Here is a 20,761-nt window from a genome sequence, read left to right on the forward strand (position 1 = left end):
CCTCACCTCCGTGCGTGAAATCGAACAGCGGGTCGAACTCGCCGAAAAGATCAGCCAGGCCGAGACCAACGGCCAAGGCTGGATGCCCACCGTCAAGGCTCCGACCATTGGCCGCCCCGCCGCAGGCATCCCCGCGAGCAGCGAGGACCACCTGCGCCTCATTTTCGACATCATGCTCCTCGCCTTCCAAATGGATCGCACCCGCGTGGCGACCTTCATGATGAATAACGACCTCTCGAACATGCGCGTCCCCAGCCTCGACGGCATCAGCGGCGGCATCCACGAACTGTCACATCACGCCAATGACGAGCACCGCCTCGATATGTATCAGCGTGTCAACCAGCATCAGGTGAAGCTCTGGGGCGAAGCCCTCGCCAAAATGCAGGCCACCAACGAAGGTGAGCGCACCCTGCTCGAAAACAGCATGATCATGCTCACCAGCAGTCTCTTTGACGGCAACGCGCACGATTCAAGACAACTCCCCGTCGTCCTCGCCGGCGGCGGTGGCGGCACCATCCAAGGCGGCCGCTACTTCGACCTCAGCGCCGACCCGAATCGCAAAATGTGCCGTCTCCACATCGCCCTCATGGACCGCATGGGCCTCCACATCGGCCACTTCGGCGATGCCGAGAACGCGCTGGCCATATAGTAGCCGTCATCGCTCCGCGTGACGAGCTGTGCGCCTGCGATAACTCGACAAGCCCTCATTGCTCTCCACCCGCCGCTGTCATCACGCGGAGCGATGATGACTACTTTGCGAAACCGCATGTTGAAGCTGCCGCCCCCTTCCAGTAGGATTCACACCATGAGCGCAAGCATTCATGAGCCAACAACCGGCGCGATCGTCGTTGATCCTGAGATCATGGGCGGTGAGCCGGTGTTTCGCGGCACACGCGTGCCAGTGGCCAGCTTGTTTGAACACCTCGAAAGTGGCTGCTCGTTGGATGAGTTTCTCGACTGGTTCCCCACCGTCACTCAGCAAGTGGCAGTGGAGGTGCTGATGGAAGCACATCGTCGGGTGGTGCAGTCATGAGAGTGCTGATCGATGAGTGCCTGCCGCGTCCGCTGAAGTCGCGCCTCACAGGTCATGACTACCGCACCGTCCAGGAAATGGGCTGGGATGGCGTGAAGAACGGCCAGCTTCTCCTGCTTGCCGAACAAGACTTCGAGGTCTTCCTCACGGGCGACAAGAACCTGCGCTACCAGCAAAATCTCGCCACGAGACAGATTGCCATCGTGCTCCTGCCCACCACTCACTGGCCGACACTGCAACAACAGATTTCGTTGGTCCAAACTGCTATGGCTGGCGTCCAGCTTGGAGAATTCGTCGAGGTGGCATTTGGTTAGCCTGGATCTGATCACGCACGCGTCTCAAACGCCCGAAAGTAATGCAGCGTCGGGTAATCAAATCGGTTGGCGAGAGCTTCCTTGAGTTTGCTGAGGCTTTCGAGGCCGTGCTCGCTCACGGCCTCACGCATGAGCTGTTCGTCCTCGGCGCTGAAGTAGGCACGCGGATCGGCCTGGAGCGCGCCGCTGGCGATGGCTTGCGCGAGATGATTGTGAATCGTGCTGACGACGAGGCTGCGTTGGGCGGCGATTTTTTCGGGGCTGAGGCCCTGGCGATACAGGCGCAACGTTTCGAGTGCCGTGCCGTTCGCACCGCTCTCGCTTTTCATCTTCGGCGCGGGCGGCGGCGGAGTTTCAGCGGCGAAGGTCTCGCGCTCATGCTCAGCAAGCCACGCTTTGATTTCCGCCATGAAAGGCTGGCCGTAATCCGCGAGCTTCTGACTGCCGACGCCGGGGATGTCGAGGAAGGCACGGTCCGACTGCGGATAGCTGCGGCACATGTGGCGCAGGCTGGTGTCGCCAAAGACGACATACGGCGGCACGGCTTTTTCATCGGCGAGACGCTTCCGCAGCGTGCGCAGTTGGGCAAAGAGACCCTCATCACACGCGATGGTGCCTGCACGCGAGACTTTGGCCGTGCTGGTGCCTGCCATCACCGGTGTGCGTGTCAGCAGGATCGGCGTGCGGTTCATCAGCACAGCGAGACCTTGTTTGGACAGCGTCAGCGTCTGAAAATTGTCTTGCGAAGCATCAATGTAACCCTGGCGGATGAGCTGGCGGCCCAGCGCGGTCCATTCTTCACGCGGCGTGTCTTTGCCGATGCCGTAGGTGCTCAGTTGATCGTGATACCATTTGCGAATCTTCTCGGTGTTCGCTCCGGCGAGCACTTCGACGACGTGATTGAGGCCGGTGCTGAAGTTGCTCTTCTGTTTGATGCGGAAGACGCAGCTCAGCAGCTTTTGCGCCTGCGTGGTGGCGTCCCATTGCTCACGCGGTTGCAGGCAGATGTCGCAGCCGCCGCAGTTGTCGCCGGGCCACTGTTCGCCGAAGTAATCCAGCAAAGTCGCGCGGCGGCACTCGCTGCCTTCGGCGAAGTCGGCCATCAGGCGCATCTGCCGTGCGGCGATCTCGGCGGCCTTCGCGTCCGTCATTTCATCGAGAAACTTCAAGTTCCGCACCAGATCGCCACGTGAGTACAGCAGCACGCAGTCCGCTGGCAGGCTGTCTCGTCCTGCGCGGCCCGTTTCCTGGTAGTAGCCCTCAATGTTCTTCGGCAGATCGGCATGGATGACGAAACGCACGTCCGGTTTGTTGATGCCCATGCCAAAGGCGATCGTCGCGCACACCACCCGCGCTTCATCGCGGATGAAGGCTTCTTGATTCGCCGCCCGCTCCTCCGGCTGCAAGCCCGCGTGATACGCCACCGCCTTCACGCCCTCCGCCGACAGCGCCGCCGCGAGTGATTCCGCGCTCTTGCGCGACTGCACATACACGATGCCCGCGTCATTGGGCCGCTCGCGGATGAATTCATACACCTGCCGCGTCGATTTGCTTTTGGGCACGATGCTGTAGCTCAAATTCGGCCGGTTGAAGCTGGCAAGGAACACTTCCGGCTCCGGCAGTTGAAGCTGGCGGATGATGTCGCCGCGCACCTGTTCCGTGGCAGTCGCGGTGAGCGCCAGAAACGGCACGCCGGGCAGTTTGGAGCGCAATTGCGCGAGCTGACGATACTCCGGCCGAAAATCATGCCCCCACTCGCTGATGCAGTGCGCTTCATCCACCGCGATGGCCGTCACATTCCAGCGTTGCAGGTCTTCGACGAAGCCCTGCATCATCACCCGCTCCGGCGCGGCATAGAGCAGCTTGTAGTGGCCGTTTTCCAGCCCCGAGCGCCGTCGCTGCGCCTCGCTGCCTTGAATGGATGAATTCAAAAACGTCGCCGCCACACCGCTTGCTGTCAGCGCATCCACTTGATCCTTCATCAGCGCGATGAGCGGTGAAATCACCAGCGTCACGCCTTCACGCGCCAGCGCTGGCAATTGAAAGCACAGCGACTTCCCCGCACCGGTCGGTAAAATCGCGACGACATCTTTGCCAGCGAGCGAAGCCGCCATGATCTCCCGCTGGAGCGGGCGGAAGGCATCGTAACCGAAGGATTGCTTGAGCAGTGGCAGCAGCGCGTCTGACATGCCGCCATCGTGGCGGGAACAGCGCGAAAAGGCAAGTGCAGCGCGAGGTGCGGAGACCTGGTACCGTAGAGGTGTCATGGTCATCACCTCCCTCGACTTCGACAAACCGGGCAAGCAGCAGGGCTTTCTCCAAGTGCCCTACTCACACAACCTCGGCGGTTGGGCGAATGTGATGATCCCCATCACCATCGTCGCTCGTGGCAAAGGACCGACGGTGCTCGTGCTCGGTGGCAATCATGGCGACGAGTATCAGGGCCAGATCGCCATCATGAAGCTCGCACGCGTGCTGACACCGGAGATGGTCGCAGGCCGCATCATTCTCATCCCATCGCTGAACTTGCCCGCCGCACGCGCCGCCACACGACTCTCACCGCTCGATAGCATGAACATGAACCGCGCTTTCCCCGGCGATGCCGAAGGTCCAGTCACGAGCCAGATTGCGCATTACCTGCGCACCGTGCTGTTTCCAATCAGCGACGTGGTGATCGACATCCACAGCGGCGGGCGCAGCATGGAGTTTGTGCCGTGCTCGCACATGCATCTCGTGCCGGATCGTGAGCAACGGGCGAGGATGTTCGCGGCTATGCTCGCCTGGGGCACCGAGTTCTGTTTTATCTACGCCGACATCGCTGGCACCGGCCTGCTGCCCGTCGAAGCCGAGAATCAGGGCAAACTCGTCATCACCACCGAACTCGGCGGTGGCGAGTGCGTTCCCGCCAGCGTGCATCGCATCGCTCAAAGTGGATTGAAGAACGTGCTCATTCATGTCGGTGCGCTCATAGGTCGTGAACAGCCGCGGAAGGCACCCGCGATCATCACGCAGGCCACCAATCGGGAAGACTACATCCTCGCGCCCGAGTCAGGCATCTTCGAGGTCACGGTCGATCTCGGCGCGAAGGTCAAAAAGGGTCAGATCGTCGGCTACATTCATCATCTGGAGCGGCCGGATCGAACGCCGGAAGAGATCGTCGCGCAGAGTGCTGGTTATCTCATCACCATGCGTGCCCCATGCCTCACTCAGCAGGGCGATTGTGTCGCCGTGATCGCCAGACAAGTCAGCGAGCGCGAGGTGCTGCGCGCATGAGCAAGGCGAAATCAGCCGGCGCGCTCGTCGCCTTCATGTGGTTCGCGTATTTCCTGAACTACTGCGACCGGCAGGCGGTGTTCTCGATGTTCCCGTCGCTCAAGGCCGATCTCGGCATGACGGATAAACAACTCGGCCTCACCGGCGCGATTTTTCTCTGGGTCTATGCGGTTGGCTGCCCCATCGCCGGGCAGCTCGCGGATCGCTTCTCCAAGCGTCTGCTCGTCGTGCTCAGCCTCATCGTGTGGAGTCTCGTCACCGTCGCCACCGGCTTCGCGGGCTCCGCGTTCATGCTGCTCGGCCTGCGAGCGGCCATGGGCATCTCGGAGTCGCTTTTCATGCCCACGGCTATTGCGTTGACGGCGAATGCACACCCGCCGGAGCTGCGCTCCCGGGCCATCGCCGTGCTCACCACCGCGCAGATCGCGGGCACGGTCACAGGCAGTTGGTTCGGCGGCTGGATGGCGGATCACGGTCAATGGCGCGGCGCGTTCTTCGTGCTCGGTGCGGTCGGCCTGCTCTATGCGCTGCCGTATTTCGCCTTCCTTCGCGGTGTGAATGAAAATCCGACCACTGAGACCGCCACGCCTTCCAAAACCCTCGCCTTCCCGATTCTGCTGCGCGTGCGCACCTTCCTGCTGCTGTGCGTGGTGTTTCCTGTCTTCGTCTTCGGCCTGTGGCTGCTCTACGGCTGGCTGCCAACCTTCCTCAAAGAGAAGTTCGCACTCAATCAAGCCGACGCTGCCTTCAACGCCACGATCTTCCTTCAACTGACGACCGCCATCGGCCTGCTCGGCGGCGGTATGCTTGCAGACAGGCTGTACCGCCGCACCAAGGCCTCGCGCCTCTGGCTCATGACCGCCAGCCTCATCCTCTGTGCACCGTGCCTGCATTTTCTTGGCAGCAGCGACACGCTTACGGTCACACGCATCGCCGCCGCATTCTTTGGCCTCTTCAGCGGCCTCCTGATGGGCAACATCTTCCCCGCCGCCTTCGAAGTCGTCCCCGCCGACACCCGCGCCTCCGCCGTCGGCATTCTCAACTTCTGCGGCGCGATCATGTCGGGTTTCGCGGCTCTGTTCGGTGGCATGTGGAAACAGTCGCTCGGCATCGACCGCCTGCTTTCGTTCACCGCGCTCGCTTATCTCGCAGCGGGCATCGCTTTGATCATGGGCATCAAGCGTTTGTTCCCGCGCGACTTTGCAGCAATCAGACTGGCTCGGCATCACGAGCAGCGCGGCGGACTGGGTGGCGCGACGGTTGGATCATCCCGTCAAGATTCAGGGCAATAAGCTGCCTCTCGGCAAGCGCCCGTGGCTATTGGCTGATGGAGGCACTTGGCGTATCCGCCCGCTGTAGGCCCGCGAGGAAATGCCTGGGGCGGTGCCTCGGGATGCAGAGTGACGCGAAGGAGGACGGGCTGGATCAGTGTTTGTTCACTTCAGGCTTGCATCCATGCCCAAAATCCGTCATGCCCGTGGCATGAAGCCCTATCTGCTCCTTCTGCCACTCGTTCTGACTCACTGCGGTGATGAACCCAAGCAACCCGAGCCTGCGCCAGCGCCAAAACCGGTCGCTGAAAAAACTGTTGTGCCTGCTCCCGCCAAACCGGAGCCGAAGGCGGTCTATTGGACGCAGGAAATGATGCACACGGAGATCAAGTATCACAATCCGAGCTACACGGGCGACGGCCAGTTCAACATCGAGGGCGGCAAGGTCATCGCCCTGAGCCTGCGTGGAGCGAAGATCGAAAACGTGAAGTTTTTGCAGCACATCGAGCCGCTGGCGCTGGATTTGAGCGAGACACCGATCACCGACCTGCGGCCGATGCAGGGGAAGAAGCTCGTGGAGCTTTACCTTGAGGACACGAAGGTGAGAGATCTCTCGCCGATCCGTGGCATGCCGTTGGAAAAGCTCTATCTAAGCCGCACACCGGTCGAGAACCTGAGCGCGCTGGAAAACATGCCGCTGGTGGAGCTGAACGCGGTCGGCTGCCCGGTGGGAGACATCTCGGGCATCGCGAAGTGCCCGATCACGATGCTGTGGCTCACGGATTGCCCGGTGGAGAACATCGCCGCGCTCAAAACGGTGCCGCTGGTCAGCGTGACGCTGCATCGCACGAAGGTGAAGGATTTGTCACCGCTCAGCGGCACGGCATTGCAGCGCCTGCACATCGCCGAAACACCGGTGACGGACCTTTCGCCCCTCAAAGGCATGCAACTCACACGTCTCGTCTTCACCCCGGCGAACATCACGGCGGGCATTGAGGTGGCGAAATCGTTGCCATTGCAGGAGATCGGGACGCGGTTTGACGATGGTGCCAAGGATTTGCAGCCGCCGGCCAGTTTTTGGCCCGCCTACGACGCGGCGGTCAAAGCAGCGCCCAAACTGTGAGAATTCGCAGATTTGTCTTGTCGTTGCGGCCCGGCTCCTGACAGAATCACGACGAATTCCATGAAAGAGTTTGCTTACATCCATGACGAGAAGCAGAACCCGTCGCCTTTGCGTGCGGTGCCTGCGCTCGCGAGTTTTAGCGATGACCAGCTTGATGATGTGCTGAATTCCAGCAGCCTGCTCCAGTGCGAGCAGGGCGACCACATCATCAAAGAGGGCAGCATCGACTCCCGCATCTACGTCCTGCTCAGCGGTGAGCTGGAGGTGCGGGTCGGCGGCAAAAAAGTCGCTTCCATTACACGCATCGGCGAAGTTTTCGGTGAACTGGCCTTGGTGAACCAGGACAAGCGCCTCGCCTCGGTCATCGCCTCCGTAAAGTCCATCTGCCTCGCGGTGGACCAAAAATTTCTCCAGGACATCCATCCGCGCGAGGAAGACCCGGATTTCCACGCCGCGCTTTACGAATTCGTCGCCCGCCTTGTCGTGCGGAAGCTGGAGGCCACCTCGCGTCGTCTCGCTGAAGTGGAAAAAGAACTCAAGCTGCTGCGCGAGTCGCAGCCGGAGGCCAAACCAGCTCCCGCGCCCGTTGCGAAGCTCAAGCGTCCGGTGAAACGTGTCGTCGCCGTCAGGAAACCGAAGACGTCGCGACGTCGCTGAACCCAGCACGCAGCGTCTGTTCATCCGCCGCAAAGACACCGCGCTCGGTGATCAGGCCGGTGACGAGACGCGCAGGTGTCACATCGAAGGCGAAGTTGGCCACGCTCGATGTCTGCGGAATTACGCGGATGTTGTGAAGTGTGCCAACGGCATCCAGGCCATCCATCCACACGAGTTCATCGCCATTGCGCTGCTCGATGGAGATGCGTTTCACGCCATCGGCGATGCTCCAGTCGAACGTCGAGGACGACAGCGCCACGTAGAACGGCACACCATTGTCCTGCGCGGCCAGCGCCTTCAAATAAGTGCCAATCTTGTTCGCCACATCACCGCCGCCTGTCACACGGTCTGCGCCGGTGATGACAAGATCAATAAGACCGTGCTGCATGAGATGCCTGCCCGTGTTGTCGGCGATGACCGTGTGCGGCACCGCCGTGCTGCGCGAGTTCCCAGGCGGTCAAACGTGCGCCTTGATTGCGTGGACGTGTTTCATCCACCCAGACGTGAATTTTGATGCCCGCATCATGCGCTGCGTAGATCGGAGCCGTGATCGACAAACGCGAGCCAGCCCGCGTTGCAATGCGTGAGCACATTGACGGCACCACCCAGCTACTTCGCTTCGATCTCGCGAATGAGTTCGAGGCCATGCAAGCCGATTTGTCCACAAGCAGCCGCAGGTTGGTTCCGCAACGCATCAAGCTGCCGGTTCACCGCCCAGGCCAGATTCACCGCCGTGGGCCGTGTTTCGATGAGATTTTGGGCTAATGCTTCGAGCTGTGATTCATTTTGCGCTTCGCATGCCGCCAAAGCCATGCCGTAACCCGCCGTTGCGCCGATGCAGCCTGCGCCACGCACCGTCATGTCGCGAATCGCATGCGTCACCTCGGCCACGGACTGCAAATCGATGATTTCAAATGCCCACGGCAATTTGCGCTGGTCAATGATGCACACGACGCCGGGTTCGGGCATCCAGACGGTGCGGGAGTGTGTGCCATGGACGAGCATGATTTAGTGCAGCCAATTTTCGAAACGCAGCCCGGGGACCTGCGCGAAGTCTCTGGCATTGGCGGTGAGCAGGAGTACATCCTGTGAAAGCGCTATCGAGGCGATCTTCAAATCCATCGTGCCGATACGCACCTTGGCCTTGCGCAAGCCAATCGTTTTCTCCGCAGCCACCTCGTCAAAGTGCAGGACATTCAACGCCGAGAAAAATGCAAACATCCCCGCCAACCGTCGATAGCTTCCCACCTGCCTGGCAAAATCGAGTGTGTGGTTGATTTCCGCCATCCAGCCTTTCATCTGTTCTTCCAGCGTGATCACTGTGACGGCAAAATTCCTGTCGGAGGAACATCTCATGCGTTGAACCAACGCATCACGAAGTTCGCCGCCCTCGGCTTGAAGCGCGGAAACGTGATCTGTGTCCAGAATGATCATCCACGGCGGGCCTTGCGTGATTCAGCACGGCGGATGGACGCACCGCGCTCTATGATGCGTTTCATCACCTCATCACCATCGAACATGCCAACAACGGTCATCCAGTCATCGCGACCGGGCTGCCTGGGCTGGAGGAAATCTTTCGGCAGCCCAGGCAAAGGCGCTTGTGCCATCGCCTTGAGTTTTTTGCTCTTACGCAACCGACCTGGCTCCTGCTTTTTAACCAGGGTTGCGACGGTTTTTTCGAGCTGGGCGACGCGGGCGGCGAGTGTTGCAGTTGCCATGCGGGAAGATGCGTCAGGATGAAAAAACGCCAACTCGAAAATCGGCGGCCTAGGCTCCAGCACCGATCGTGATACGCTTCGCGGGAATCGGCGATTCGATGATGCCGAGCTCGGTTTCTTGTTTCAAACGGAGCTGCCCGCAGGCGGCGGCGATGTCGTGGCCTTTTTCCCGACGCAGCGTGGCGGTGACACCGGCGTTGGTGAGCACGGCGAGGAAGGCGTCCTGAACTGGTTCGCTGGGGCGCACCCACTCCAGGCCATCGACGGTGTTGTAGGGAATCAGGTTCACCTTCGCATTCACAGCGCGAGCGCGTTTGGCGAGAGCGTGGGCCTGCTGCAGGCTGTCGTTTACGTTGGCGATGAGGATGAACTCGAAGGTGAGGAACTGCTTCCGCTTTTGATTCCAGTAATCGAGCGCTTCAAACAGCTCGGCGAGGTTGTGCTTGCGGTTCACCGGCATGATTTTCTCACGCACTTCGTCGGTGGCGCCGTGCAGCGAGATGGCGAGGCGGATTTGCAGCGGAAAATCGGCGAGCTTTTTGATCTGCGGAGCGAGACCGCTCGTGCTGACGGTCATGTGCCGCGCACCGATGCCAATGCCCCATTCGGCGTTGAGGATTTCGATGGCTTTGGTGACGTTCGAGTAGTTCGCGAGCGGTTCGCCCATGCCCATGAAGACGAGGTTGTCCACGCGCTCGCCTGCATGTGCCTCGACCTGCACGATCTGCTCGACGATCTCGGCGGCGGTGAGATTGCGGGCGAAGCCAGCAAGACCGCTGGCGCAGAATTTGCAGTCGTAGGCGCAGCCGACCTGGCTGGAGACGCAGAGCGTGCGGCGGTCGGATTTGCCGCCGTAGAGCGCGGGATTGGCCGGAATGAGCACGGTTTCGACGTAGCGGCCGTCGTGCAGCTTGAAGAGAAATTTGCGTGTGGTGTCGGCGGAGCCGGTAACTTTCGCGATGCTGAGCGAGCGGGTGACAAAACGCGTGGCGAGGGCTTCACGCGTCGCTTTGGGCAGATTCGTCATGTCATCGAAACTGGCGGCACGTTTGGCGAAGATCCACTCCACGAGCTGTTTCGCTCGAAACGCGGGCTGACCCAGCTCCGCGAACACTGTGGCGATTTCCTCGGGTTTCATGCCGAGAAGTGCCTGGGGTGCGGTGACGATGCTCATGGGGGCTGCGACAGTGGCAGGAAATGGGCGATTTGAAATTTGAGATTTGAAATTGGCGGAACAAGGCCACCTTGGCGGCATGAATCTCGCCGGATTGATCGTCATGCTGGTCATTATTGGAGCAGGTATCGGCATTGGCCTGTTTGCCTGTGCCGTGGCGGCAACGCTGGTGGCGCTGGGCGTGGTGTCGAGTTCGGTGGCGCTGGGATTTTTCACGAAACGGCCGGCGACGGGAGTGCGCGTGTTTTTGCTGCAATGCGGCGTGCTGGCGGGCATTCCAGCGGGTGCGGTCACGGCCTGGCTCGGGCGCACGTTGTTTGAAATGGCAGACGAGCGCTGGCTGATCGCGGTTTACGGCGGCATCGGTGGTGCGCTGGCGGGTGCGGTGCTCGCGTTGCTACTGGACTTCATTTTCCGCCGTTCCCATGCGTGGCTGGAAGCGCGGCGCAGTTTGAAATCTGAGATTTGAAATTTCAAATTGCCGCCGCAGGCGGCTACGGCTGCCGCTCCTGCTCGCGGAACTGCGTCGGGGTGAGCTTGGTCATCTTTTTGAAGTCCTTGCTGAAGAAAAACTGGTCGTGGTAGCCGACTTGGCGGGCGATTTCTTTGACGGGATCGTCAGACTCGATGAGGCGGCGCTTGGCTTGATTGATGCGTTCACGCCGCAGCCAGTCGATGGGGCTGGTGCCGATGGCGGCCTTGAACTGGCGGCTGAAATGGCTCTCGCTCATGCCGCTGATCTGCGCCAACTCGGCGACACGCATGGGCATGTGGAAGTAGAGACGCATGCGTTCGAGCGCCTTTGACACGGCTTGTGGCAGCTCGGGTTGAATGAGGCCTGGCTCGGAGAGGCGCACATGAAACGCAAGGCCGATGATGGCGGCCACGGCAGCGCTGGCCAGCGCTGCATCGCTGGGCCGGGTGCCGCCCATGTATTGAAAGGCGTGCTTGAACTCCTGTGCGACGGTTTGCTCATTGATGCCTTCGAGCACGGGCTGCGTGCGGACTTGCAGCAGCTCGGCGATACGATCGAGCGAGCGGCCTTCAATGCGCATCCAGTACAACTCCCACGGCTCACGCGTCACCGCGCCATACGCATGCGGGTGGTGGCAGTTCACCCAGACGAGCGAACCGGGGCCGACTTGGTGCCGTTTTCCCGCGACCTGCACCCAGCCGCGTCCCTTGAGGCAGAGGATTAATTCATGGCCGGGATAAGTTTCGCGTTCGATGCGATGCTCATAACCAGCGCGGAGATGCCCGCCACGCACCACGGAATAAAACAAATCACGCTGCCAGTCGGCGGGAGTGGCATAGAGATTCGTCAGGAAGACGGTTTCCTGGAACAGCGATGGCATGGCCGGATAATACATTCAACCGCCGCCGCATGTCGAGCGGTGATTGCATGCTGCAAAGGGAACACGGGGAAAATCCTTTTGCAGCAAGGGTGGCAGCGCGGCATACTCCGCCCCCACTGCGCGAAACCCACCAAACCCTAGCGCACATTCCAGCCCCCCATGCCCACTTACGATTACGAATGCCAGACGTGTGGCCACCAGTTTGAAGCCAAGCAGTCCATGAAGGACGCGCATCTCACCGATTGCCCACAGGAAAGCTGCCCCGGCCCGATCAAGCGCAAGATCGGTCTCGGTGCCGGTTTGATCTTCAAAGGCTCCGGCTTCTACATCACTGACTACCGCAGCGATTCCTACAAAGCCGGTGCGAAGAAAGATTCGGAAGGCGCGGCTTCATCGACGAGCACACCGGCCGCACCTAGCACACCGGCACCTGCCACTCCTGCACCCGCACCGGCGAAGACGAGCACGGCGGCCTGATTTGGCATCCATCTTCACTCCTGCACCGTCGTGACTCGCCCTCTGCTCCAAACCCTGCGGCTGCTCTTGATCAGTGCGCTGGCCGGAGCCGCGTGGGTGGCGCATCGTCCGGCGGAACTGCCGGTGGCACCGCCGATCAGCACCGTGAAGGCCGACGATCTGCTCGATCTGCTGCGCCAGACGGCGATCAAACGTGCCGCCGTGATGGAAATCAGCGAAGCGGAGGTGAACCGCCATCTCGCCACCACGCTCACCGGCAAAGTCGGGAAGATGCTGGGCGAATGGACCGCGTTTGACGGCGCACGCATTGATCTGGAGCCGGACCGTGCGCGGCTGTTCCTCGTGTGGAAGCTCAAAGGTTTCACGCGCACCGCCAGCGTCGATCTCGCCATCAGCCGTGATGCGGACAACTTCCACGTCGAGCTGCTGCGCGGCGCCTACGGCCATCTCGACCTGCCACGCGGCATGATGCGCCCGCTGTATCCGTCGCTGCGTGCCCTGGCGGAAGCGCTCGATCCCGAGATCCGGGCGCTGTTTCAAATGACGAAGGTCACCATCGCCAAGGACAAACTCGTGCTTGATCCACGCTTCCCCCCCGCATGATACGTCGTCGTCCATTCGCCCAAGCGGCGCTCCTGTTTGCCAGCGCCGCGTTGTTTGTCACCGCGCAGACGCCGGCTCCGCCAGTTCCCAAGCTCACGCCGGCACAAAAAGAGGCCGCTGCGGCTATCGAAGCGCCAAAGACGCTCACGCCGCCGCCATTGCCAGGACAGTTGCAAAGCAATGCGCCGGTGCAGCCTGCGGTGCCAGCGAAAGCCAGCGCTCCAGTTCCAGTGCCTGCTCCAACGCCGACGCCGGACAATTCCGCCAGCAAAATGCAGGTGCTCGATGCCGTCACCCAGCAGCCTGCGGCCAACGCCGCGCCGCGTGTGGCGGCGCCTTCGGACAAAATCCCCATCACCAGCTCCACCAGCACCAGCGGACAGTTCATCGTACATGGGAAGGTGTTTCAAACCCGCAGCGCCATGTCCTCCCGCTGCGAAGAAATATCCCAGGAGCTGCGCAAGGTGCTCAATGACAAGGAGCCATGGGTGCTCCCCATCGTTGTGCCGCTGAACACCGGCGAGGAAGCCGCGAAATCGAAAGGCCCGCCGATTTCCACCGCCATCACCGAACTCACGCACGGCGGATTTCATGTTCAAGTCACGATCAACGAACGTCCCGGCCTCAAAGAGACGGATCTGCGCAAGGAAGTCGTGCGCGCCCTTCTCGCCGAACGCATCCTGCGCAATCACCAGAAAATCTCCACGCCCAAAGGCCGCCTGCTGCTGCCGGACTGGATCATGACCGGCGTGCTGAATGCGATGGACTACCGCGCCAGCGCACGTCCCAGCGCCATGTTCGCCACTATCTTCCGCAGCGGCAAGATTTATGGCATCGAGGAGATCATCGAAGCCTCGCCCGTCGAGATGGATGGCCTCTCGCGCACGATTTACGAGACGTCCTGCTGCGCCCTCGTGCTCGCGCTTATCGATCAGCCGGAAGGTGCATCACACTTCAACAAGTTCCTCAACGCCCTTGCCAGCGATCCGCGTTCCGAGCGTGACCTGCTCAGCGCCGCATTCCCGAACTTCGCCGCCTCCGCGTCGAGCCTGAACAAATGGTGGTCGCTCCAGCTCGCCGCGCTTTCCAAGCCCGGCATCGCCGAGCCGTTCACCGCTGCCGAGAGCCTCAAGGCCATCGAAGAAGCCATCACCATCCGCTACGGGGCAAAACCCGACGAAGTGCCGAAGAACGTGAAAATGCGCCCGTTCGTCCTTCCTGCACCGCTGGTCGTTGCCGCCAACGAGCCGAAGCCCTTGGAGCCGTCGGCCACCGACGAACCTGCCAAACCGAGGTCCAAGGACTCGGCGAAAAGCAAAGAGGCTGAAACAGACGAGACCGGTGATGAAAAGCCAAAACGCAGCCTGTGGCGGCGTCTGCTGTTCTTCGGTCCTGCTGACGAGGAAAAGCCGAAGATCGAAGACAAGCCCGCTGAAACAACTCCCACGAAAAAGGCTGGCAAGGATGACGAAGAAGCAAAGCCCGGATTCATCGGCCGCCTCTTTGGCTTCGGCTCCGACGAGAAGAGGGAGCCCGAGAAAGACAAGCCCGCCAAAATCGAAAAGCCCAAGGCCACGGAGAAAGACAAACCGGAGGCCAAGGAAGAAAAGAAACCCTCCATTCTCAATCCGCTGAACTGGTTCCGCAGTGGCGGCAAAGACGAGGAGGAGAACAAGAAGAAGCCTGCCAAAGATGAGCAGACTTCCATCACGCCGTCATCACTCGATGTCGCACGCCTGCTTTCACCCGCGCTTGCCGATGCCTGGGAATGGCTTGCCCCAGCGTCACCACGCCTGACCGCAGGGCCTGCACGCCTAAAAGCACCACCGCTGTTTGATTTCCGCAAACGCACACCTTCGCCGGATGACGAGAAAAAGGCCGAGCCTAAAAAAGCCGAGACCACCAAGAAGGCCGCTGCCAAACCCGAGGTCAAAAAGGACAGCAAGACCCACACGAGCAACCCGAATTCCAAGCCTGCCTCCAGACCATCGGCCACGCCTTCCGGTACACCTCACACCACCAATCCGAACGCCAAACCCGTCCCCACCGGACAGATCACACCCGCTGCTGGCACCACCCCCAGCACCGCAGGCACAGCCGCTGCCAAATCCGGCTTGGTGCCGGTGTCCCTGCCTCTGGAAGAATACCAGCACATCCTCAAGCACCCGGATCGCGTCAACATTCTCAACTACAACGTCGCCTCACTTCGCGCGCTGGAGCTGCGTGTCAGCGTACTGTTCCGTCCCGTCGTCACCGCGTATCTCTCTGCCGTGCTCGATCTCCAGGAAGGCAAGACCAAGGACATGGACCAGCGCCTCGCCACGCTGCACGAATTCGCCCTCGTCGCGTATCAAAAGTCCATCGCCGTGCGCGATTACCTCGACTGGTTCGAAGCCAGCGAAAGCAGCCGCCTCTCCGGCAAGTTCGACGACTTCCTCAACCTGCCCGCCATCATTCAAAAAGAACTCCCGCCGCGCACCGATCCGATCTCGAAGTATCTCGACGCCATCGACAAGGAGTTCACGAAGTAGACTGGTGCCCGTAGTTTTTATTTCTTGGGACCCAGCCGTACACTGATCGTCTCAAACTCTATGAAGCTAGGGCCTTCAGCCTTGTCTGCTCCTTGCATCACTCCGACGACCCTGCCGCTCAACGCCTGCACAATCGGCGAGCCGCTACTGCCAGCGACATTCTCCAGGGTTTTTACCGTCATGCGCAAGACACGCGCGCGCGATGACAGGACATGAGTCCCTGTAAGCGTGAGACGACCTTCAACCCACTGACCTTTGCCCAGGATCAAACGCAATGCGGAGCCATCGACCAGCGTGTCGGCGGAATTGTATTCGAGGCAGTCCGCTATTTTCGTGACGCCAGTAACGATCTGCACCTGCGACTCTGGCTGGCGAATAACTTGCTGCGTATTGAGAGACACCTCCAGATCATCGAGATCAAACAGTTTGGCAGGTGACTGGTCCACGCTGGCAAACTGATGACGGCTGGTCGCCGCCAGAATCAACCCTTCCGGCACATCGAACAGGAACCCTGAGCCAGCGGCATCCTCACCAATCAAGGGCTCATACGCTGAGGCGCTCACCCTGTTAAATTTGGACTTCAACGAGGGTGCCTGCGTCCAGGAGGAGACGGTGGAGACCGTTTTGGGACTCGCTGCAGATTGGCTGCTGCCAGTGGGCTTGGTGGTGCCTGGGCGTGTGTCCCCTTCGACAAAATGAATGTACAATCCCATCAATATACCGAGCAGAAAGACACCCTGCACGATCCTGCTGAACCATGTGTAACAACCCGCTTTCTCCGTTTTTTGAACGGCCACCATGCGGTCTGCCTGACGGTCCAGTTCGGCGACTTCAGCCCACCGTCCTGGTTTCATGGAGCCAGGCACGGGTGGCGTTCCCGTCACGACATGCCACGGAATTTGCACCACGGCACCCTGCGTCCCAGGCAGCATGAGCAGTGGCACAAACGGCACCTCTGGTGGTGGCATCCATGATTTTCTCAACTGCACTGCCAGCAACGTGCATTTCTGACCATCAGTTTCTTCCAAGGGCAACGCATCGCGGCGGAACAGCCGGAACTCATCGTCGCAAATGATGGCTATCAGCTTGGGATATGCCTTGCCGTCATCTTCGCCCCGGTACATGGCTTGCAGCATTCCAGCCAACAAGCCGGTCATTGTGATCTGCATGGCAGACTGGTCGTGTGACATGACCAGGGCACAGGGCAGGCTGGCGTTGGGTTCGGACGAGAACGCCGGATTGGAGATAACTGCATTGGCAAAGACAACCTGGCCTCTTGTAGCGAGGTGTTGATACTGCTGCCAAAGCTGCGGGCTTTGAACGCCTAATGCTTGAGCCTGCTGCCATGCCTGTGCGGCTTCTTTTCGCTTTAATCCCTGTTCCATCGCGATCTTCATGGCAAATGGCACATGCGCGTCATCGTAAAACGCAGTGCGGAACGCCGGTGATCTCAGCCATGCCACTGCGCGGGCACGAATGGCATCACGATGCACGAGCCAGGCCTCAGTTTTGGCGGCCATCTCTGCAACAACCGCATCCAGCGGGTTTGGGGCACCCTCATCAACATTCTGTTCTTGCGGCACATCTTCCTCCTTGCGCGCCAGCAGCTCTGGTTCCGGCGGCGCGTCCTCGGTTTTCCAATGCAGCACCTTGCGTGGTGGCAGCAGGCATGCCTGTCCGCGTTCTTCGGCACGCCATACTTTGCCTCCTGGTCCATCTGTCGTGTGCCGGTCACCGATCTCCACCCGTTTGTCGATTTGGTAATGCACGAGATTGAGCAGAAAGAGGATGGTTTCATCCTTTGCGATCGTGGCACCCGAAATGGCAAACTCATGGTCCGACAAGCCGAACTGCGCCATGCCCACGCTGTCCACCAGCGACCAGCTTTCGTCGATACGATAACCACGCGTAGCAATCACTGCTTGAACGGGGAAAAGTGTCTGGCTGTGCGCATCTTCCAAAAACTCGGCCAGTTCGTCGAAGCGCATGATGACCTCGCCGTTCGGATTGAAAAATGCCACAGCCTCTGGCAAGTCGGCAAAGAGCGTTGCTAAATCCAACAGCCAGCGCAGTTCTTCCACAGGGTCGGCCTGCGGACGCGCTGTGTCGTTCTCCGGCCTCGTCTGACCATCGCCGAAGAAATACGTCAGCCTCAAACGGATGAATGCGGTGTGCTGACCCACTGCTTGTTCCAGCTCGGAAGCCTTGCGCAGTGAAACCGCGCGTTGCAAGGCCCCTGGCTGCACATGCGGCCCGTAGGCTCCCAGTGCATGCGCTCCGGTGACAAGGGTGGGGTCACCAGCAGTGTCCATTTCATCCGGCCACGGTGTGCTGGAGGTGTCCACCCAGCACACGCCTTTGTTCTCCGTGTTCCAAGGCAGCATCAGGCACGGCCCCTGCATCTCCGGCCATTGCGAGCTTTCCTCCATCGCGGTGATGTGTCTCCCGTGTTTTTCGAGATGGAGCCGTAATACCCCCAAGTCTGGGCATTGGGAGCAAAGCACAACGAATCCCTGGGAGAAAAATACATTCATCCATGTCCCTTATCCAAAGAACCTGCGCACGGGAAGAAAAATCAGCGGATGGCTCGCGACAAATTCGTCAGCCTCAGTTCAGCCCCACATCCTCGGGCATGCCGGCCATCACTTTATACACCGGTCCCATGTCTTCGAGAATAGCGCCCCACATCCGCGTCGGCTTGTCCACCGTGAGGACGAGCGGACGTGCCGTTGTGGTGATCCAGGAACGCAGTTCCAGTTCGCTTTCGAGCTGACCGCCGCTCCAGCCGGAGTAACCGACGAAGCCACGCACATCATGGCCGAGACTCAACGCATGCAGCGCATCGGCCACGGAGAGATGTGTCTGGCAGCGCAGTGTGCGGCGGCGTTTGTTCCAATGCAGCGCCGCAAAGGCCAGCTTGTCGGTCGAGACGGGACCACCCATGAACACCGGCACTTCACCGAGTGCTCCAAGATCCTGATCCGGCAGTAAATCGGCCACACGCTGCTCCAACGGACGATTCAGGATGTAACCGAAGGCACCGTCCTTCGCGTTGTGCGCCGCCATGAAGACGACGCAACGCGCGAAATTAGAATCACGCATCGCCGGCGAAGCGAGCAGGAGGCTGCCGCTGAGAGAAGGCGCTGATTCGTTTTTGTTTTCCGAAGGCATGCGAGGTCTGACGCAATAACTACGCCAGTCGCTCGATTGTGCATCGAAAAATTACGCCGCCGCGACTTCGAAGCCTTTGCGATAGGTTTTCGTCAGCAGCTTGTCGGCTTCCGGCGCATTCGGGAAGCGCAGGTTCGCCGCGTCCCATTCCAGCACCTTGTTCCCCTCTTCCATGCGTCCGGTGACCGGATCAATCTTCGGAATCGCAAGACGCGTGGCCACATTGCCGAGCTGCACGGTTTCAGCGAGCGGTCCGGCGTAGTGGAAGCCATCGCTGGTCTTCTTGCCCGCGAGGCAGGCATCGACCCAGGTGTGCCAGTGGCTGCGGGCTTCCTCTTTGGGATATTGGAAGCCGGTGAACTTGTCGAACGGGTAAAGCCGCGGCCCCGCCACATGCGCGAGCACCATCGTGCCGCCTTCGCCGATGAAAATTGAGCCACTGGCAGGCAGATCAATGTCGCCGGGCATCTGCGCCAGCTTGTAGCTCGGCTTCAGGCCACCATCCATCCACGTCAGCTTCATCGTCTTGCCTGCGGTGTATTGTGTGCCGGGGAAAACATAATTGATCGTCTCGTGCGTGGGCCAGATCTGGTTGTTGATACCGCTGTTTTTCGCCTGAACGCTGATCGGCGCGGTCAAATCGAGCGCGGTGAAGACCGGATCCATGATGTGACAGCCGAAGTCGCCCAAGCCGCCGCCGCCAAAGTCCTGCCAGTCGCGCCAGATGAACGGATGATACGCCTGCGCATACTCGCGCATCGGTGCCGCACCGATCCACAGGTCCCAGTTTAAATTCGTCGGCACCGGCGACGATGGCGGTGGCTGGAACATGCGCGTGCGCTCATTGCCCGTCACGCCGACCCATGAATAGACTTCCTTCACTTTGCCAATCGCGCCTTCCTTGATCAAGCGCGTGCCCATGCGGTATTCGATGGACGAGTGGATCTGATTGCCCATCTGCGTCGTGAGATTTTTCTTCTCCGCCCACAGCTTCATCTGCCGCGCCTCCCACACCGTGTGCGCCAGCGGCTTCTGACAATAGACATGCTTGCCCTTCTGCATCGCCGCCACGGCCACCGGCGCATGCATGTGATCGGGAATGCCCACCGTCACCGCGTCAAAACCATCGCCCAGCGTGCTAAACATCTCGCGGTAGTCGGAGAAATGCTTCACCCCCGGAAATTCCGCGTCCGCCTTGTCGAAACGATTGGCATCCACATCGCAGAACCCCACAAACTTCACCGCCGCATGCGAGCCGACGTTGTGCAAATCACTGTAGCCCATGCCGTTCACTCCCACGCAGGCCACTTGCAGCTTGCTGTTGAGGTTCTGGCCTCGCACAAACGCGGGAAACGCGACAGCGGCAGAGGCGAGTGAGGAGTTCTTCAGAAAGGAACGGCGTGAAGTGGACATGATGACGTGGGTTGGTTGAGAGCCTCAAACCTACGCCGCCGCAGACCACAATCACGCACCAGCACCCGCAAACAGCGCTGCAATATCCACGCGCACTTCTGGCAGTGCCGCGCATTCCAGCACGCCGCCCTCCACCACGCGGAACTGCGTCTGGTAGCGACCGCCCACCGGCTCACGATAAACTTCAATGCAACGTTCCGGGCCGTTCACGATCCAGTACTCGGCCACCGCAGCCTCCGCGTAGATTTCAGCCATGTCACGGTCTTCGCTGAGGCTGGAAACAGCAATTTCGACCACGAGCCGTGCGCTGGTGGGATGCTGCTGAAAATCTGTCTCGCTGCCGTCCACCACCGAAACATCGGGTTCAGGTTCAGAGTCCGCTAAAGTCAGCGGGTCTTCTTTGCGCACCCACAGCCGCGCACTGGTGAGCTTTTGCAACAACGCAAAAATTCTCGCGGCCAGCTTGGTGTGAAGAATAGACTTGCTCATTTTCTCAACGATCACCCCCCGGATGAGTTCAGCACGCCTCGGTGCCAGGCCAGCATCGATCATTTGATGCCACGCTTTGATGGACAGCGGCATGGCACGCTGTTGGAAGCCGGGTTTGCTCAAGATGGAAACCATGTGCCGAGTTTAGGGGCTGCCCCA

At 60.3% G+C, this 20,761-nt stretch carries 20 protein-coding genes and 1 pseudogene; 11 read left to right on the forward strand and 10 right to left on the reverse strand.

Going from position 1 to position 20,761, the window contains the following annotated elements; genetic code table 11:
- The 3 genes from ACKVY0_RS09405 to ACKVY0_RS09415 all read left to right on the forward strand — a co-directional run.
- Positions 1-649 (forward strand): DUF1552 domain-containing protein (locus ACKVY0_RS09405; RefSeq protein WP_409214555.1); only part of this gene is annotated, 649 nt, incomplete at its 5' end.
- 156 nt (positions 650-805) lie between these two features.
- Positions 806-1,033, forward strand: coding sequence for a DUF433 domain-containing protein (locus ACKVY0_RS09410; protein ID WP_409214556.1), 228 nt, complete (start codon positions 806-808; stop codon positions 1,031-1,033).
- Positions 1,030-1,347, forward strand: coding sequence for a DUF5615 family PIN-like protein (locus ACKVY0_RS09415; RefSeq protein WP_409214557.1), 318 nt, complete (start codon positions 1,030-1,032; stop codon positions 1,345-1,347). Before ACKVY0_RS09410 ends, ACKVY0_RS09415 begins: the two co-directional genes overlap by 4 nt.
- An 11-nt stretch (positions 1,348-1,358) precedes the next feature.
- On the opposite strand, the gene recQ is transcribed toward ACKVY0_RS09415, so the two are convergent.
- Entirely contained in the window at positions 1,359-3,536 is a 2,178-nt protein-coding gene (gene recQ / locus ACKVY0_RS09420; protein WP_409214558.1) for a DNA helicase RecQ, read from the reverse strand.
- Positions 3,537-3,612: 76 nt separating this feature from the next.
- Between recQ and ACKVY0_RS09425 the strand changes: the two genes are divergently transcribed.
- The 4 genes from ACKVY0_RS09425 to ACKVY0_RS09440 all read left to right on the forward strand — a co-directional run bounded on the left by ACKVY0_RS09425 (position 3,613) and on the right by ACKVY0_RS09440 (position 7,671).
- On the forward strand, positions 3,613-4,620 hold the full coding sequence (locus ACKVY0_RS09425; protein ID WP_409214559.1) for a succinylglutamate desuccinylase/aspartoacylase family protein: 1,008 nt from the start codon (positions 3,613-3,615) through the stop codon (positions 4,618-4,620).
- Positions 4,617-5,912, forward strand: a complete 1,296-nt coding sequence (locus tag ACKVY0_RS09430; protein WP_409214560.1) for an MFS transporter — start codon at positions 4,617-4,619, stop codon at positions 5,910-5,912. Before ACKVY0_RS09425 ends, ACKVY0_RS09430 begins: the two co-directional genes overlap by 4 nt.
- Positions 5,913-6,075: 163 nt before the next feature.
- Entirely contained in the window at positions 6,076-7,014 is a 939-nt protein-coding gene (locus tag ACKVY0_RS09435) for a leucine-rich repeat domain-containing protein (protein ID WP_409214561.1), read from the forward strand.
- 60 nt (positions 7,015-7,074) lie between these two features.
- Positions 7,075-7,671: a cyclic nucleotide-binding domain-containing protein gene (locus tag ACKVY0_RS09440; RefSeq protein WP_409214562.1), complete on the forward strand. Its 597-nt coding sequence runs from the start codon at positions 7,075-7,077 to the stop codon at positions 7,669-7,671.
- On the opposite strand, the pseudogene mtnA reads toward ACKVY0_RS09440, so the two are convergent.
- The 4 genes and pseudogenes from mtnA to rlmN all read right to left on the reverse strand — a co-directional run bounded on the left by mtnA (position 7,640) and on the right by rlmN (position 10,563).
- Positions 7,640-8,676, reverse strand: a pseudogene (mtnA, locus tag ACKVY0_RS09445) (S-methyl-5-thioribose-1-phosphate isomerase). The gene ACKVY0_RS09440 and the pseudogene mtnA overlap by 32 nt on opposite strands.
- A 3-nt stretch (positions 8,677-8,679) precedes the next feature.
- Positions 8,680-9,105, reverse strand: a complete 426-nt coding sequence (locus ACKVY0_RS09450) for a type II toxin-antitoxin system VapC family toxin (RefSeq protein ID WP_409214563.1) — start codon at positions 9,103-9,105, stop codon at positions 8,680-8,682.
- The gene (locus ACKVY0_RS09455) at positions 9,102-9,389 is read right to left on the reverse strand and encodes a hypothetical protein (RefSeq protein WP_409214564.1); all 288 of its coding nucleotides are present in this window, start codon (positions 9,387-9,389) and stop codon (positions 9,102-9,104) included. The genes ACKVY0_RS09450 and ACKVY0_RS09455 overlap by 4 nt, the downstream gene beginning before the upstream one ends.
- Before the next feature lie 49 nt (positions 9,390-9,438).
- On the reverse strand, positions 9,439-10,563 hold the full coding sequence (rlmN, locus tag ACKVY0_RS09460; RefSeq protein WP_409214565.1) for a 23S rRNA (adenine(2503)-C(2))-methyltransferase RlmN: 1,125 nt from the start codon (positions 10,561-10,563) through the stop codon (positions 9,439-9,441).
- 94 nt (positions 10,564-10,657) lie between these two features.
- Here rlmN and ACKVY0_RS09465 point away from each other — a divergent pair, with 94 nt between their 5' ends.
- Entirely contained in the window at positions 10,658-11,032 is a 375-nt protein-coding gene (locus tag ACKVY0_RS09465; RefSeq protein ID WP_409214566.1) for a hypothetical protein, read from the forward strand.
- A 25-nt stretch (positions 11,033-11,057) separates the two neighbouring features.
- On the opposite strand, the gene ACKVY0_RS09470 is transcribed toward ACKVY0_RS09465, so the two are convergent.
- Complete coding sequence (locus ACKVY0_RS09470; protein WP_409214567.1) at positions 11,058-11,918, reverse strand: helix-turn-helix domain-containing protein; 861 nt, start codon at positions 11,916-11,918, stop codon at positions 11,058-11,060.
- Between the two features lie 159 nt (positions 11,919-12,077).
- Between ACKVY0_RS09470 and ACKVY0_RS09475 the strand changes: the two genes are divergently transcribed.
- Genes ACKVY0_RS09475 through ACKVY0_RS09485 form a run of 3 tightly spaced genes read left to right on the forward strand, consistent with a single transcriptional unit; the run spans position 12,078 to position 15,529 of the window.
- Positions 12,078-12,395 (forward strand): FmdB family zinc ribbon protein, encoded by a 318-nt coding sequence (locus ACKVY0_RS09475; RefSeq protein ID WP_409214568.1) that lies wholly within the window; start codon positions 12,078-12,080, stop codon positions 12,393-12,395.
- A 30-nt stretch (positions 12,396-12,425) separates the two neighbouring features.
- Positions 12,426-12,998, forward strand: coding sequence for a hypothetical protein (locus ACKVY0_RS09480; protein ID WP_409214569.1), 573 nt, complete (start codon positions 12,426-12,428; stop codon positions 12,996-12,998).
- Positions 12,995-15,529, forward strand: a complete 2,535-nt coding sequence (locus tag ACKVY0_RS09485) for a hypothetical protein (RefSeq protein WP_409214570.1) — start codon at positions 12,995-12,997, stop codon at positions 15,527-15,529. The genes ACKVY0_RS09480 and ACKVY0_RS09485 overlap by 4 nt, the downstream gene beginning before the upstream one ends.
- Before the next feature lie 17 nt (positions 15,530-15,546).
- On the opposite strand, the gene ACKVY0_RS09490 is transcribed toward ACKVY0_RS09485, so the two are convergent.
- The 4 genes from ACKVY0_RS09490 to ACKVY0_RS09505 form a co-directional block, all read right to left on the reverse strand.
- Positions 15,547-17,610 carry a DUF4261 domain-containing protein gene (locus tag ACKVY0_RS09490; protein WP_409214571.1) on the reverse strand — a complete coding sequence of 688 codons (2,064 nt, stop codon included), beginning with the start codon at positions 17,608-17,610 and terminating at the stop codon, positions 15,547-15,549.
- A 526-nt stretch (positions 17,611-18,136) separates the two neighbouring features.
- A complete protein-coding gene (locus ACKVY0_RS09495; RefSeq protein WP_409214572.1) occupies positions 18,137-18,700 on the reverse strand; it encodes a YqgE/AlgH family protein in 564 nt (187 codons plus the stop codon).
- Between the two features lie 51 nt (positions 18,701-18,751).
- Positions 18,752-20,113, reverse strand: a complete 1,362-nt coding sequence (locus ACKVY0_RS09500; RefSeq protein WP_409214573.1) for a Gfo/Idh/MocA family protein — start codon at positions 20,111-20,113, stop codon at positions 18,752-18,754.
- Positions 20,114-20,164: 51 nt separating this feature from the next.
- Positions 20,165-20,737, reverse strand: coding sequence for a Uma2 family endonuclease (locus ACKVY0_RS09505; RefSeq protein ID WP_409214574.1), 573 nt, complete (start codon positions 20,735-20,737; stop codon positions 20,165-20,167).
- Positions 20,738-20,761 lie beyond the last annotated feature (24 nt).

Origin of the sequence: Prosthecobacter sp., assembly GCF_046154365.1 — a bacterium.
Taxonomy (GTDB): Bacteria; Verrucomicrobiota; Verrucomicrobiia; order Verrucomicrobiales; family Verrucomicrobiaceae; genus Prosthecobacter.